The organism is Thiobacillus sp. 65-1402, from assembly GCF_001897685.1.
Lineage (GTDB): Bacteria > Pseudomonadota > Gammaproteobacteria > Burkholderiales > Thiobacillaceae > Thiobacillus.
In genome coordinates this window covers 1-13592 of sequence record NZ_MKUG01000044.1, presented here as the reverse complement: position 1 = coordinate 13592, position 13592 = coordinate 1, and the positions used below count along the sequence as shown (strand labels likewise).

Sequence of the window (13592 nt, the reverse complement as noted above, 5' to 3'; positions counted from 1 at the left end):
ATCACCGCCGCCTGCTCGATCCGGACCCGGCCGTGCACCAGCCGGCTGCCCATGAGTGGGCCACCTTCGAGGCGTCCTGCTCGACCCTGCTGCCCAGCGCGGAACTCGTCGCCGCGTTCGGCCGCGACAAGACCGCGCTTTCGCTTGCAAGGATCGAGGCGCACTATTTCGCGAATGACATCTTCCTGCCCGACAACAGCCTGCTCGCCAACGTCGGGCGATTGCGCGCCATTCCCGCCGTCATCGTGCAGGGACGCTACGACGCCGTCTGCCCGATCGTTTCGGCCGACGAACTGGCGCGCGCCTGGCCCGAGGCCCGCTATGTGATCGTGGCGGATGCCGGCCACTCGGCTTTCGAGCCGGGCATCAGCCGCGAACTCGTCGCCGCGTGCGACCGTTTTGCCCAGAGCGGAGCCTTCGACTGATGGCCCTGTCGCCCTATGTCTTCGATGCCAGCGCCGAGAACTTCAACCGGCTGGTGCTGGAAAACTCGCACAAGGGTCCGGTGCTGGTGCACTTCTGGACCCCCAAGGCCGGTCCCTGCTTCATCCTGATGCCGCGCCTGGTCAAGCTCGCCGCCGAATACGGCGGCAAGTTCCTGCTCGTCATGCTGAACGCAGAGGAGCTGCCCGAGCTGGCGCGGCGCTTCGGCGTCAACTCGGTGCCGACGGTGAAGTTCTTCTGGCGCGGCGAAGTCGCCCACACCATCCATGGCGCCGACCCCGACAGCAGCTTTCGCGAGGTGCTCGACCGCTTCATCGCCGGCGACGCCAACCGCGCCCATGCGCTGGGCATGGCGGCCTGGCAGGCGGGCAATAGCCAGCAGGCGCGCATGCTGCTCGCCAACGCGGCGATGGCCGAACCCGACAATCTGGCGATCCCGCGCGACCTCGCCAAACTGCTGTGGGCCGAGGGCGAAGGCGAACAGGCGCTGAAGCTGCTCGACAGCCTGCCGCCCGAGGCGCGCGCCGACGCCGCCATTGCGCCCCTGTACGCGCATTTGAATCTGGCGGAAACCGCACGCCTGGCGAGGCCGCTGGCCGACCTCGAGGCACGCCTCGCCCACGACGCCGACGACCTCGCCGCACGCTATCAACGCGCGGCGGTGCGGCTGGCTGGCGACGACTTTTCCGGTGCCATGGCGGACCTACTGGCCATTGCGCGCGCCGACCGCGGATTCCGCAACGATATCGGCCGCACCAGCCTGCTTGCCCTGTTCGACCTGCTGGGCAGCGCGCATCCGCTGACGCGGCAATACCGCCAGGCGCTGTCCGAAGCGCTGCATTGAAGTTCGATCATCCCGCCTTCGCGCCCTACCGGGCACTGATCGATACGCTGGAACTCGCGCGTTCCCGGCCTTCGCTCGACGCGCTCAACGCGCTGGCCGCCGCGCGCGGCACGACGCAGGCGCGCGGACTGCCGCTGCGCTTTGTCGCCCCCGACGGCCGCCACTCGGCGCGCGACTACGAAACGCATATCCTGCACACCGGCCAGGTGCCGACCCGCGCCGACACCTGGCACGACGTGCTGAATGCGCTGGTGTGGCTGCGCTTTCCGCGCTTCAAGTCAGCGCTGAACGCGGCCCACGGCGAGGCCATCGCGCTGGAGACCGACACCCGGCGCGGGCGTCGGCGCGACGCGCTGACGGTGCTCGACGAATCGGGCGTGTGGGTGATCAGCCGCGACCGGATCCTGTCCGGGCAATTGGCCGGGCGGGCATGGCACGCGCTGTTCTGGGAAGCGCGGACCCGCGTGGAAAGCGACATGGGCTTTGTGGTGGTCGGCCATGCGCTGCTGGAAAAGGCGCTGGCGCCTTATCCGTCGATGACCGGAAAATGTCTGACGCTGATCTCGGATTCGCTCGACCCCGATGCTGCCGATGCGCTGGCGGTCGCCGCGCTCGAAACCGTCGACACCCCACGCCAGCTTGCGCCCCTGCCGATACAAGGCATTCCCGGCTGGGATGCGGCCAGCGCAGACGCCGCGTATTACGCCAACGCGGAAATCTTCCGGCCTGCGCGCTAGGCTGTCGCGGCCGGCAGTTCGCCGCCGGCGACCCAGGACTGCGCCAGTTCCAGTTCGTCGAACAGGCGGATGTCCGCCGACATGAACAGGCGGTTCACCCACATGCTCCACGCCACCCACTGGTCGCCGGTCAGGATCGCGATGCGGCCGAAATCGTTCCTGTGCTCGCGGGAAAACTTCAGTTCCTCCCACGCCACGTCGACGCTGTAGGACAGCATATCGCGCAGGTCGAACAGCAGGTTGACCGTGCCCTGAAACTGGATGCCGTAGCACACCGCCTGCTCCAGCTCGCGGTAGTCGTTCAGGGTGAACTGGCCCATCACGGTGACGGCGATCTGGTTGTCCTTGACGTTCAGGTTGATCATGGCGCACTCCTCATGTCCGAGTTCCAACTATAGCGAATCGGACCGGGTTGGGGTTGACGCGCGCACCGCCCACACCCCGGCTGCCGCCACCAGCGCCATGCCGATCCAGGCCAGCAACGGCAAGCGTTCGCCAAACAGCAGCACGCCGTACAGGGCGGAAAACCCGACTGTCGTGTAGGCCAGCGAGCCGACCGTGAGCGTACGGCCGCGATGGTAAGCTCGCGTCAGCGCCAGCTGCGCCACTGTGGCGGTGACGCCGATGCCGATCAGCCACGGCCAGTCGCCGGCCTGCGGAAGGTGAAATCCGGCCACCGCCATCCAGGCTGCGCCGCCCACGGTCGACAGCAACGTGAAGTAGAACACCACGCGCCATTCGGATTCGCCCAGCCTGCCGAGTTGCTTGACGTTGACGTAAGCCACCGCCGCCAGCATGCCCGACGTCAGCCCGGCCAGGGCCGGCAACCAGGCCTGCCCCTGAACCTGCGGCTGCAGCAGCAGCACGATGCCGACAAAGCCCAGCAGCACCGCACCGTTCAGGCCGCGCCCATGACGTTCATGCAGCCACCACGCCGACAGCGCGGCAAGGAACAGCGGCGCGGTGTAGTTGAGGGTGACCGCGGTGGCGAGCGGCAGCCGCGCCAGCGCGTAGAAGAACAGCACCAGCGCGGAAAAGCCCGACAGGCCGCGCCAGAAATGGGCTTTCAAATGAGGGGTAGCAAGCGGCGCCAGCAGCCGCCGATGGCGGACCGCGATCACACCCCAGATCGCGAGCAGCCCGAACGCCGAACGGTAAAACACCAGTTCGGCCGGGGAAAAGGTGGCGGACGAGTGCTTCACCAGCACGCTCATCAGCGCGAACAAGGCCGCCGCCACCAGCATCCAGCTCGACTTCATCAAAAGCGGCTCATTGCAGGCGGGCGAAAAAAACGGGCGGTGTGCGCCGCCCGTTCGCCGAGGTGTTCCGCCCGCTCATTTCAGATGCGGCTCGATCTCGCGCCGCAGGAAACTGTGGAAATGCATCATCCCATCCTCCAGCGGAGACTGGTACGGCCCGGTTTCCGAAATGCCCTGCCGGTACAGCGCGCGCCGGCCCCGGTGCATACGCTCGCAGATGTCCTCGTCTTCCACCGCGGTTTCGTGATACGCCGCCTGTTCGGCCTCGATGAAGGCGCGCTCGAACAGCACGATGTCCTCGGGATAATAGAACTCGACCACGTTGCTGCACGACTCCACCCCGGTCGGCACGATCGACGACACCACCAGCACGTGCGGATACCACTCGACCATCAGGCCCGGATAGTAGGTCAGCCAGATCGAACCGTGCGCGGGCGCCTTGCCCTGCTGGTAGGCCAGCACCTGCTCGTGCCATTTCCGGTACACCGGCGAACCCGGCTTGGCCAACCCGCGATTCACCCCCACCGTCTGCACCGACCACCAGTCGCCGTATTCCCATTTCAGGTCGTCGCAGGTGACGAAATGCCCGAGCCCCGGGTGATAGGGCGCGACGTGGTAATCCTCCAGATACACCTCGATGAAGGTCTTCCAGTTGCAGGCGTAATGGGTCACCTGCACGCGGTCGAGCATGAAGCCGGAAAAATCCAGTTCGCGCGCCGCCTGCATGCCGGCCAGATCGGCCTTGACGTCGCGCGCCCCGGCGAACAGCAGGCCCTGCCAGTTCTGCAGGCCGCTGCGATCGAGGTTGAGGCAGGGATTGCCGGGAAACTCCGGCGCGCCCATCAGCGTGCCCTGGCTGTCGTAGGTCCAGCGGTGGATCGGGCAGACGATGTTGTTGGACGGCAGCTTGCCGCGCCCCTGCAGCATCAGCGCCTGGCGATGGCGGCACACGTTCGACAGCAGCTCGATGCCGGATCCGCTGTTGACCAGCATCTTCGCGCCGTCGAACATTTCCAGCGCGTGATAATCGCCCGCTTCGGGCACCATCAAGCGATGCCCCGCATAACCGGGACCCTGCTTGAACAGATGCTGCAGTTCCAACGCGTAGATGGCCGGATCGAAGTACCAGGAAACCGGCAACTGAGGCGAAGTTAGCGACAAGGCGCTGGATTCGGCGAGATCGCTCATGGCGTACCCTACTCAAAACCAAGCCCCCTTCCGGTCTGCACCGGAAGCGGCAAGCGTGATCGCGAAACGACCACCATTAAAAAACTATCGGGGCCCTGGCCCCGATGCCCACCGGATTTACGGATGCCCCTGCCTGGACACGATGCTTTACGACGCAGGGAAAGCGCGAAATTCTAGCACAGGCAAGCATTCCGGAGAGGCACCTGCGCGCCGAATTTGTTAAAGTAGCGTCCTTTCTCCGCCGGGTTCGATATTTCATGGCCAAATCCCGTGCCGCCACGCCCCCCAAAGATTACGAGTCCGCATTGGCCGAGCTGGAAGCCATCGTGGGCGAGATGGAATCCGGTCAGCTACCGCTGGAGGCCTCGCTGACCGCCTACAAGCGCGGCGCCGAACTGCTGCAGTATTGCCGCCAGCAACTGGCCGATGCCGAGCAGCAGGTGAAGATTCTGGAAAACGGCGCCCTGCAGCCCTTCAAGACCGAAGACACCGATGACTGATTTTGCCGCCTGGACACAGGCATGCCAGGCGCGCATGGAAAGCGTGCTGGCCGAATGGCTCCCCGCTCTGCAGATTGCCCCGCAGCGCCTGCACGAGGCCATGCGCTACGCGGTGCTGGGCGGCGGCAAGCGAGTGCGCCCGCTGCTGGCGTTTGCCGCCGGCGAGGTCGCGGGTGCCGCTATCGAACGCGTACAGCACGCCGCGGCGGCAGCGGAACTGATCCACGCCTACTCGCTGGTGCACGACGACATGCCGGCGATGGACGACGACGCATTGCGGCGCGGCAAACCGACGGTGCACGTCGAATTCGACGAAGCCACCGCCCTGCTGGTAGGCGACGCGCTGCAGAGCCTGGCGTTCGACATCCTCGCTGCGCAGCCGCTGGCCGACGACGCTGCCGCCCAGTTGAAGATGGTTCAGCTGCTGGCGCAGGCGGCCGGATCCCGCGGCATGGCCGGCGGCCAGGCGATCGATCTGGCCAGCGTGGGCAAGCCGCTCGACCTGGCCGAACTCGAATTCATGCACATCCACAAGACCGGCGCGCTGATCCGCGCCTCGGTGCTGCTGGGTGCGCAGTGCGGTGCCTTGCCCGACGCGACTGCCGCGGCGCTCGACCGTTACGCCAAATGCATCGGCCTGGCCTTCCAGGTGGTGGACGACGTGCTCGATGCCGAAACCCCCACCGCCACGCTGGGCAAGACCGCCGGCAAGGATGCCGCCAACAACAAACCGACCTACGTCAGCCTGCTCGGCGTGACGCGCGCGCGCGAACTGGCGCTGGAGCTGCGCGCCGACGCCTGCACTGCGCTGGCCCCGCTCGGCGCGCGCGCCGAGAGGCTGCGCCAGCTGGCCGACTTTGTGGTCGAACGGACGTTTTAAGATGGCCACGCCTTTGCTCGACACCCTCCACACCCCCGCCGACCTGCGCGCCCTGGCGCCGACCGAGTTGCCGCAACTCGCCGCCGAGCTGCGCGAATTCCTGGTGCAGTCGGTCTCCCGCACCGGCGGCCACCTGGCTTCCAATCTCGGCACCGTTGAACTGACCCTCGCCCTGCATTACGTGTTCGACACCCCGCGCGACCGCATCGTCTGGGACGTCGGCCACCAGACCTACGTCCACAAAATCCTGACCGGCCGCCGCTCGGCGATGGCCGGCCTGCGCCGGACAGGCGGCATCGCCGGGTTTCCGCGCCGTGCCGAAAGCGAGTTCGATGCCTTTGGCGTCGGACACTCCAGCACCTCGATTTCGGCGGCGCTCGGCATGGCCGAGGCGTTCAATCTGCTTGATTCCAGCCAGCGCGCGGTGGCGATCATCGGCGACGGCGCCATGACCGCCGGCATGGCCTTCGAGGCGCTCAACAATGCCGGCGCCACCGACCTGCCCCTGCTGGTGGTGCTGAACGACAACGACATGTCGATTTCGCCCAATGTCGGCGCGCTCAGCAATTACCTGGCACGGCTGATGTCGGGGCGCTTTTATGCGGCTGCCCGCCGCGCCGGCGAAAAAGTCCTGTCCGTCGCGCCGCCGATTCGCGAACTCGCCAAGCGCGCCGAGGAACACATGAAGGGCATGGTGACGCCAGGAACGCTGTTCGAGGAATTCGGCTTCAACTACATCGGTCCGATCGACGGCCACGACCTCGGCGTGCTGCTGGAAACGCTAGGCAACATCAAGCAGTTGAGCGGCCCGCAATTTCTGCACGTGGTCACCCGCAAAGGCAAAGGCTATGAGCCCGCCGAATCCAACCCCTGCCTGTATCACGGCGTGTCGCATTTCGACCCGGCGGCCGGTGTCACCGAAAAGCCCGGCGGCAGGCCGACCTACACCCAGGTGTTCGGCGACTGGCTGTGCGACATGGCCGCCGCCGATACGCGGCTGGTCGGCATCACCCCGGCAATGCGCGAAGGCTCCGGGCTGGTGCGCTTTTCGCAGGATTACCCGGAACGCTATTTCGACGTCGGCATCGCCGAACAGCACGCGCTGACTTTCGCCGCCGGGCTGGCCTGCGAAGGCGTGAAACCGGTGGTGGCGATTTATTCGACCTTCCTGCAGCGCGCCTACGACCAGCTGATCCATGACGTCGCACTGCAGAACCTGCCGGTGATGCTGGCGATCGACCGCGCCGGCCTGGTCGGCGCCGACGGCCCCACCCACGCCGGCAGCTTCGACCTCTCCTTCCTGCGTTGCATTCCCAACCTGCTGATCGCCGCGCCATCGGACGAGAACGAGTGCCGCCGCCTGCTGACCGCCGCCTTTCTGCACGACGGCCCCTCGGCGGTACGCTATCCGCGCGGCAGCGGCAGCGGCGCCGCGATCGAACCCGGCCTCGATCCGGTCGAGATCGGCAAGGGTCTGCTGCGCCGCCGCGGCCGCGACGTCGCGCTGGTCGCCTTCGGCAGCTTGGTCGCGCCCGCGCTGCAGGCCGCCGAAGCGCTCGACGCCAGCGTGGCCGACATGCGCTTCGTGAAACCGCTGGACGTGGATCTGCTGCGCGAATTGGCGCACAGCCACCGCCTGCTGGTGACACTGGAAGAAAATGTGGTGGCGGGCGGCGCCGGCACCGGGGTGGCCGAGCTACTGGCCGGACTTGGCCTCACCGTGCCGGTCCTGCATCTGGGCCTGCCCGACACCTTCATCGAACATGGCGACCCGGCCGCGATGCTGGCTGGCTGCGGGCTCGACGCGGCGGGGATAGCCGATTCCGTGCGTCAGCGGATAACCCTATTACCCGAGTAGTTTACTCAACTATTCAGGCAGTTTATACTTAGTCTAAACTGTAAACCGCATTCAGCCTGCGCTGAAATCAAACACCAAGGAGCCCGCCATGAACCAGATTTGCGACACCGCCGTTTGCATGCCGGACGTGCAAAGTTCGGCCGACACGCGGCAAATCGCCATCAACAAGGTCGGCATCAAGAGCATTCGCCATCCGATCCGGGTGGCGGACAAGAACGACGGCGTCCAGCACACCATCGCCAACTTCAACATGTACGTGTACCTGCCGCATAACTTCAAGGGCACGCACATGTCGCGCTTTGTCGAAATCCTCAACACGCGCGAGCGCGAGATTTCGATCGAGAACTTCGAAGACATGCTGCGCCAGATGGTGGAACGCCTAGAAGCCGAATCGGGCTACATCGAGATGACCTTCCCCTACTTCATCAACAAGGCGGCACCCGTTTCCGGCGTACAAAGCATGCTCGACTACGAAGTCACCTTCGTCGGCGCGATCGAGAAAGGGAAATACACCCACACCACCAAGGTCGTGGTGCCGGTGACCAGCCTGTGCCCGTGCTCGAAGAAAATCTCCGATTACGGCGCGCACAACCAGCGCTCGCACGTCACCGTCACCGCGAAGACCAACGGCTTCCTGTGGATCGAGGATCTGGTGCGCAAGGTGGAAGACCAGGCTTCGTGCGAACTCTTCGGCCTGCTGAAGCGGCCGGACGAGAAGTACGTTACCGAGCGCGCCTACGACAATCCGAAATTCGTCGAGGACATCGTGCGCGACGTCGCCGCCGCGATGAACGCCGAACCCATGATCGACGCGTATGTGGTGGAAGCCGAGAACTTCGAATCCATCCACAATCACTCGGCGTACGCACTGATCGAACGCGACAAGACAAGGCAATAAGTTTTTGCCGCACCCCGGAACGAGGCCCGCAACCGCGGGCCTCGCTGCATTTTGCCCACCGGCAATCAATACCGCTGGGTTAGCGTCATCGTCTGCCCGTCGCGCCGCATTTCCATCCGATTCAAAAAGCTCATCCCCAAGAGCGGAACGCTCAAACCGGTCTCGACCACCATGCCGTCGACCTGGCTGACGGTGATGCCGCCGACCTTGACGGTATTGAACTTGACGCGCCAGGCAGGCACCACGCCTGCAGCAGTGCCGACGCCGGTGACCTCCCCGGCCTTGTAGTCGAGTCCGATGCGTTTGGCTTCGGCAGCGCTGATGGCGATGGACGTCGCGCCGGTGTCGACCAGAAAAGTCATCGGATACCCGTTGAGCGAACCGGCCGCGGCAAAGTGGCCGCGCGCATCGGCAGTGAGCGACACGCTCTGGCGCGCGCCAGGCTGGGCGCCGCCGGCAAACGATTGCCCCATGCCCAGCGTGCGGCGCTTGCCGTCGACGTCGAAACTGGCGCTGCCGGAATCCGCGGCCACCAGTTTCACCCCCTGAACCGTCTGTCCCACGCTCAGGGTACGGGGCCGGCCGCCGTCGATGCTGACGATGGCCTTGTCCTTGAACAGTCCCACCACCGACACGCTCGCCGCCCATGCGGGCGTGCAGGAAAACACCCCCGCCGTTAAGATGAGCAGCGTCGATTTATGTTTGAAAGCCATCATGAATCCTGTTCTGATTTTCCGTCATTCCCCGACCGAAGGACCGGGGTATTTCACCACGTTCATGGACCGCCACGGCATTCCCTGGAGGCTGGTGCGCATCGATGCCGGCGATGCCGTCCCTGAAGACCTTAACGGCATATCCGGCGTCTGCTTGATGGGCGGACCAATGAGCGTGAACGACGATCTGCCGTGGATTGCGCCCGTGCTGGCCCTGATCCGCCAGGCGGTCGCATCGGACATCCCGGTGATCGGCCATTGCCTGGGGGGGCAACTGATGTCCAAGGCGCTGGGCGGCACGGTGAGCCGCAACCCGGTCAAGGAAATCGGCTGGGGCGATGTCCGCATCAGCGACGCCGACGCCGCGCGTCCCTGGCTGGGCGAGGCCACGCAGCCCATGCTGGCGTTTCACTGGCACGGCGAAACCTTCAGCCTGCCGCCGGGCGCCACGCGCATCCTCGACAGCGCCTGGTGCGCCAACCAGGCCTACGTCCTGAATGACCGCCATATCGGCATGCAGTGCCACGTCGAAATGACGCCCGAACTCATCGCCAGCTGGTGCGACAGCGGCGCTGCCGAAATCGCCGCCAGCAACAGTCCCGGCGTACAGTCGCCCGACGCCATCCAGGCGGACATGGACGCCCGCACCGCCCGCCTGCATCAACTGGCCGACAAAATATATTCCCGCTGGATTCAAGGGCTTAGAAAATAATCGTGCGAACCTCCGGAGAAGACGCTGGACAGCCGTATCGCGTGGCGTAGGATAGCTAGCGGAGTTACATCCAGTTTTAAAGATTCATCTGATAACGGAGGATTTATGCAAAACGTCGACTATGCCAACTTCGATTTCGGCGAACGTCTCAACGGCTTCATCCACGAGGTGATGAATTACGGTGGCAGCCCCCGCACCGAAGCCGACCTCACCGAAGGCCAGAAAGTCTTCGTGCGGGCAGTCAAGCGCGAAATGGTCAAATACGCCGACCCCAACCGTCATGGCTATCCGCATAACCTGCTTGAGCAGATGGAGGCCTTCACCCGCACCGTAGGCGACCTGCATAACTCCTATTTCGATTCAGGCATGCGCAAGGTCAGCGACTGCCTCTACAACCGCTGGAAAATGCTCTACGAAGAAACCAAAAAACTGGCCGCGGCCGGTGGCGACACCAAGCCAGCGTGGGTTGACGTCATCAAGACCGAGCAGACCGACATGCCCGCCTTCTTCGACGCATAAACGATTGTTTCAAAACAAAAAAGCCCGGTTATACCGGGCTTTTTTATGGCCATGACTCAATATCAAACCCGCTTATCCTCAAATAAAAATAAAGCATTATTCAGGTGCCAGCCCCGGTGCTATTCTGCTGCGACTCAATAACCCCATCGATTCTGAGGAGACAGCATGTCCAAACTGGTACGCCCCCACGGTGGCGGCGAACTCAAACCCCTGCTGCTGACGGGCGCCGCACTTGCTGCCGAACAAGCCCGCGCCGCCTCGCTGCCCAAGGTCAAGATGACCTCGCGCGAAACCGGCGATCTCATCATGATGGGGATCGGCGGCTTCACCCCGCTCGAAGGTTTCATGACCCACGCCGACTGGCAAGGCGTATGCGACGGCTACAAAATGGCCAGCGGCCTGTTCTGGCCGATTCCGGTCACCCTCTCCACCGATGAAGTCACCGCCCAGAGCATCGCGGTCGGTGCCGATATCGCACTGGTCGACAACGAAACCGGCGCCATCATGGGCACCATGAAAGTGACCGAGAAATACGCCATCGACAAGGCACACGAGTGCATGCAGGTCTACAAGACCACCGACCTCGAGCACCCCGGCGTGAAGATGGTCATGGACCAGGGTCCGGTCAACCTCGCCGGCCCGGTCAAGGTGCTGTCCACCGGCAGCTTCAAGGAAGAGTACGGCGACCAGTTCATGACCCCCGCCGAAACCCGCGCCGCCTTCGAGAAAATGGGCTGGTCCAAGATCGCGGCTTTCCAGACCCGCAATCCGATGCACCGCTCGCACGAGTATCTGGCCAAGATCGCCATCGAGACCATGGACGGCGTGCTGATCCACTCGCTGCTGGGCGCACTGAAGCCGGGCGATATTCCCGCCGAAGTCCGTTCCGAAGCGATCGCCACCCTGATCGACAACTACTTCGCCCCCAACACCGTGATCCAGGCCGGCTACCCGCTCGACATGCGCTACGCCGGGCCGCGCGAAGCCCTGCTGCATGCGCTGTTCCGCCAGAACTACGGCTGTTCGCACCTGATCGTCGGCCGCGACCACGCCGGCGTGGGCGACTACTACGGCCCGTTCGACGCGCAGAAGATTTTCGACGAAATCCCCAAGGATGCGCTCGAAACCAAGAACATGAACATCGACTGGACCTTCTGGTGCAAGAAGTGCGGCGGTATGGCCTCGCAGCGTACCTGCCCCCACACCAAGGACGACCGCATCCTGTTGTCCGGCACCAAGGTGCGTTCGATGCTGTCCGAAGGCCAGGATCTGCCGGTCGAATTCAGCCGTCCCGAAGTCGCCAAGGTGCTGCAGAAATACTACGCCGGCCTCAGCGCGGAGCAGAACGTCAAAGTCGAGTTGAAAGGCCACTCGGCAGCGTGATTTTTTTCCGGACGGCATAACTGCCGGATGGAACCACCCCGACCGCTGCAGCAGCGACCGGGGAAGCTTTTAGGACACGAGCCTACCGGAAGCGGATTCGCGAGTCGCCCCGGCCAAGGACGGGTTCAGTTCTAAGCGGACCGCGACGTACGCGGATTGTTAGCTAACTTTAGGAGACTGTAATGCCAACCTATGTTCGTACCGACAAGTGCGACGGCTGCAAAGGTCAGGACAAGACCGCTTGCATGTACATCTGCCCGCACGACCTGATGAAGCTGGACAAGGACGGTTCGGAAACCGGCCACGCCATGCGCGCATTCAACCAGGAACCCGAGCAGTGCTGGGAGTGCTATTCCTGCGTGAAGATCTGCCCGCAGCAGGCGATCGAAGCCCGTCACTACGCCGACGTCGTGCCGCTGGGCGGCATGGTGCAGCCGCTGCGTGGTTCCGACTCCATCATGTGGACCATCAAGTTCCGCAACGGCACCCTGAAGCGCTTCAAATTCCCGATCCGCACCACGCCGGAAGGTTCGATCGACCCGTACGGCGGCAAGCCCATGCCCAAGATGGCCGATATCACGTCCACGGGTTCGTTCACCCGGGACGTCATGGGTGGTTACCGCGCCGGTAACCCTGCCGAGCTGATCCGCAAGTAATTACAGAGAGGTAAACGAAATGGCTGGAGAATTTGGTAATCCCGAAGTTGTCCAAGAGGACGTCGACGTCCTTCTGATCGGCGGTGGCATGGCATGCTGCGGCGCCGGTTACGAAATCATGCGCTGGGCCGACGCCGCCAAGGCGGAGCTGGGCATGGACCTCAAGATCAAGCTGGTCGACAAGGCCGCGATGGACCGTTCCGGCGCCGTGGCGCAGGGCCTGTCCGCGATCAACACCTACATCGGCTCCGAGCAGGATCCCGCCGACTACGCCCGCATGGTCTCCAACGACCTGATGGGTATCACCCGCGACGACCTGGCCTACGACCTGGGCCGCAACGTCGATGACTCGGTGCACCTGTTCGAAGAATGGGGCCTGCCGATCTGGAAAACTGACGAAAACGGCGAGCGCCACGACGGTGCCCAGGGCCTGCCCGCGCTGAAGGACGGCGGCAAGCCCGTACGTTCAGGCAAATGGCAGATCATGATCAACGGCGAGTCCTACAAATGGATCGTTGCCGAAGCCACCAAAAAAGCGCTCGGCATGGATCGCATCGAAGAGCGCATCTTCATCGTCAAGCTGGTCAATGACAAGAACGACCCGAGCCGCATCGCCGGTGCCGTCGGTTTCTCGACCCGCGACCACAAGGTCGTCGTCTACAAGGCCAAGGCCATTCTGTTGGCCGCCGGTGGCTGCGTGAACATCTTCCGCCCGCGCTCCGTCGGCGAAGGTACCGGCCGTGCCTGGTACCCGGTGTGGAACGCCGGCTCGACCTACGCCATGGCTGCCGAAGCCGGCGCCGAGCTGACCATGATGGAAAACCGCTTCGTGCCCGCCCGCTTCAAGGACGGTTACGGCCCGGTCGGCGCCTGGTTCCTGCTGTTCAAGGCCCAGGCCGTCAACGCCTACGGCGAAGTCTACATGCAGAAGAACAAGGAACTGCTGAACGACTACCCCCCCTACGGCCAGGCTGCGGTGCCGGCGTCCTGTCTGCGCAACC

16 protein-coding genes are annotated in these 13592 nt (G+C 64.2%); 12 read left to right on the top strand and 4 right to left on the bottom strand.

Features of this window, described 5'->3' with window-relative positions; all coding sequences use genetic code 11:
• The 3 genes from BGO62_RS03645 to BGO62_RS03635 all read left to right on the top strand — a co-directional run.
• The coding region (locus tag BGO62_RS03645; protein WP_296639413.1) for an alpha/beta fold hydrolase at window positions 1-425 on the top strand (425 nt) is incomplete at its 5' end.
• Window positions 425-1288 (top strand): tetratricopeptide repeat protein, encoded by an 864-nt coding sequence (locus BGO62_RS03640; RefSeq protein ID WP_296639412.1) that lies wholly within the window; start codon window positions 425-427, stop codon window positions 1286-1288. The genes BGO62_RS03645 and BGO62_RS03640, both read left to right, overlap by 1 nt.
• The gene (locus BGO62_RS03635; RefSeq protein ID WP_296639411.1) at window positions 1285-2025 is read left to right on the top strand and encodes a DUF3025 domain-containing protein; all 741 of its coding nucleotides are present in this window, start codon (window positions 1285-1287) and stop codon (window positions 2023-2025) included. Before BGO62_RS03640 ends, BGO62_RS03635 begins: the two co-directional genes overlap by 4 nt.
• On the opposite strand, the gene BGO62_RS03630 is transcribed toward BGO62_RS03635, so the two are convergent.
• The 3 genes from BGO62_RS03630 to BGO62_RS03620 form a co-directional block, all read right to left on the bottom strand.
• Window positions 2022-2390 carry an STAS/SEC14 domain-containing protein gene (locus BGO62_RS03630; RefSeq protein WP_296639410.1) on the bottom strand — a complete coding sequence of 123 codons (369 nt, stop codon included), beginning with the start codon at window positions 2388-2390 and terminating at the stop codon, window positions 2022-2024. The genes BGO62_RS03635 and BGO62_RS03630 overlap by 4 nt on opposite strands.
• Window positions 2391-2417: 27 nt before the next feature.
• Window positions 2418-3284, bottom strand: coding sequence for a DMT family transporter (locus BGO62_RS03625; protein WP_296639408.1), 867 nt, complete (start codon window positions 3282-3284; stop codon window positions 2418-2420).
• Window positions 3285-3359: 75 nt separating this feature from the next.
• Window positions 3360-4472 (bottom strand): aromatic ring-hydroxylating dioxygenase subunit alpha, encoded by a 1113-nt coding sequence (locus tag BGO62_RS03620; protein ID WP_296639406.1) that lies wholly within the window; start codon window positions 4470-4472, stop codon window positions 3360-3362.
• Window positions 4473-4729: 257 nt separating this feature from the next.
• On the opposite strand from BGO62_RS03620, the gene BGO62_RS03615 reads away from it, so the two are divergent.
• From BGO62_RS03615 to folE2, 4 genes are all read left to right on the top strand, one after another.
• Window positions 4730-4972, top strand: coding sequence for an exodeoxyribonuclease VII small subunit (locus BGO62_RS03615; RefSeq protein ID WP_296639403.1), 243 nt, complete (start codon window positions 4730-4732; stop codon window positions 4970-4972).
• On the top strand, window positions 4965-5852 hold the full coding sequence (locus BGO62_RS03610; protein WP_296639401.1) for a farnesyl diphosphate synthase: 888 nt from the start codon (window positions 4965-4967) through the stop codon (window positions 5850-5852). Before BGO62_RS03615 ends, BGO62_RS03610 begins: the two co-directional genes overlap by 8 nt.
• 1 nt (window position 5853) lies before the next feature.
• The gene (gene dxs / locus BGO62_RS03605) at window positions 5854-7710 is read left to right on the top strand and encodes a 1-deoxy-D-xylulose-5-phosphate synthase (protein ID WP_296639399.1); all 1857 of its coding nucleotides are present in this window, start codon (window positions 5854-5856) and stop codon (window positions 7708-7710) included.
• 88 nt (window positions 7711-7798) lie between these two features.
• Window positions 7799-8608: a GTP cyclohydrolase FolE2 gene (gene folE2, locus BGO62_RS03600; protein WP_296639397.1), complete on the top strand. Its 810-nt coding sequence runs from the start codon at window positions 7799-7801 to the stop codon at window positions 8606-8608.
• A gap of 65 nt (window positions 8609-8673) precedes the next feature.
• On the opposite strand, the gene BGO62_RS03595 is transcribed toward folE2, so the two are convergent.
• On the bottom strand, window positions 8674-9324 hold the full coding sequence (locus BGO62_RS03595) for a TIGR02281 family clan AA aspartic protease (RefSeq protein ID WP_296639396.1): 651 nt from the start codon (window positions 9322-9324) through the stop codon (window positions 8674-8676).
• Between BGO62_RS03595 and BGO62_RS03590 the strand changes: the two genes are divergently transcribed.
• The 5 genes from BGO62_RS03590 to BGO62_RS03570 form a co-directional block, all read left to right on the top strand.
• The gene (locus tag BGO62_RS03590; RefSeq protein WP_296639395.1) at window positions 9323-10033 is read left to right on the top strand and encodes a type 1 glutamine amidotransferase; all 711 of its coding nucleotides are present in this window, start codon (window positions 9323-9325) and stop codon (window positions 10031-10033) included. The two genes, BGO62_RS03595 and BGO62_RS03590, sit on opposite strands and share 2 nt — an antisense overlap.
• A 105-nt stretch (window positions 10034-10138) precedes the next feature.
• Window positions 10139-10552 (top strand): hypothetical protein, encoded by a 414-nt coding sequence (locus tag BGO62_RS03585; RefSeq protein WP_296639393.1) that lies wholly within the window; start codon window positions 10139-10141, stop codon window positions 10550-10552.
• Window positions 10553-10717: 165 nt separating this feature from the next.
• On the top strand, window positions 10718-11935 hold the full coding sequence (gene sat / locus BGO62_RS03580; protein WP_296639391.1) for a sulfate adenylyltransferase: 1218 nt from the start codon (window positions 10718-10720) through the stop codon (window positions 11933-11935).
• A gap of 182 nt (window positions 11936-12117) precedes the next feature.
• Window positions 12118-12591 carry an adenylyl-sulfate reductase subunit beta gene (gene aprB, locus BGO62_RS03575; protein WP_296639389.1) on the top strand — a complete coding sequence of 158 codons (474 nt, stop codon included), beginning with the start codon at window positions 12118-12120 and terminating at the stop codon, window positions 12589-12591.
• 19 nt (window positions 12592-12610) lie between these two features.
• On the top strand, window positions 12611-13592 hold a 982-nt coding region (locus tag BGO62_RS03570), incomplete at its 3' end, for an FAD-binding protein (protein ID WP_296639387.1).

What these genes read in the sequence shown, in the direction of transcription:
- BGO62_RS03595 (WP_296639396.1), bottom strand. Translation starts at nt 9,324, where the DNA reads ATGATGGCTTTCAAACATAAATCGACGCTGCTCATCTTAACGGCGGGG.
- BGO62_RS03615 (WP_296639403.1), top strand. Translation starts at nt 4,730, where the DNA reads ATGGCCAAATCCCGTGCCGCCACGCCCCCCAAAGATTACGAGTCCGCA.
- folE2 (WP_296639397.1), top strand. Translation starts at nt 7,799, where the DNA reads ATGAACCAGATTTGCGACACCGCCGTTTGCATGCCGGACGTGCAAAGT.
- sat (WP_296639391.1), top strand. Translation starts at nt 10,718, where the DNA reads ATGTCCAAACTGGTACGCCCCCACGGTGGCGGCGAACTCAAACCCCTG.
- BGO62_RS03610 (WP_296639401.1), top strand. Translation starts at nt 4,965, where the DNA reads ATGACTGATTTTGCCGCCTGGACACAGGCATGCCAGGCGCGCATGGAA.
- BGO62_RS03640 (WP_296639412.1), top strand. Translation starts at nt 425, where the DNA reads ATGGCCCTGTCGCCCTATGTCTTCGATGCCAGCGCCGAGAACTTCAAC.
- BGO62_RS03630 (WP_296639410.1), bottom strand. Translation starts at nt 2,390, where the DNA reads ATGATCAACCTGAACGTCAAGGACAACCAGATCGCCGTCACCGTGATG.
- dxs (WP_296639399.1), top strand. Translation starts at nt 5,854, where the DNA reads ATGGCCACGCCTTTGCTCGACACCCTCCACACCCCCGCCGACCTGCGC.
- aprB (WP_296639389.1), top strand. Translation starts at nt 12,118, where the DNA reads ATGCCAACCTATGTTCGTACCGACAAGTGCGACGGCTGCAAAGGTCAG.
- BGO62_RS03625 (WP_296639408.1), bottom strand. Translation starts at nt 3,284, where the DNA reads ATGAAGTCGAGCTGGATGCTGGTGGCGGCGGCCTTGTTCGCGCTGATG.
- BGO62_RS03585 (WP_296639393.1), top strand. Translation starts at nt 10,139, where the DNA reads ATGCAAAACGTCGACTATGCCAACTTCGATTTCGGCGAACGTCTCAAC.
- BGO62_RS03620 (WP_296639406.1), bottom strand. Translation starts at nt 4,472, where the DNA reads ATGAGCGATCTCGCCGAATCCAGCGCCTTGTCGCTAACTTCGCCTCAG.
- BGO62_RS03590 (WP_296639395.1), top strand. Translation starts at nt 9,323, where the DNA reads ATGAATCCTGTTCTGATTTTCCGTCATTCCCCGACCGAAGGACCGGGG.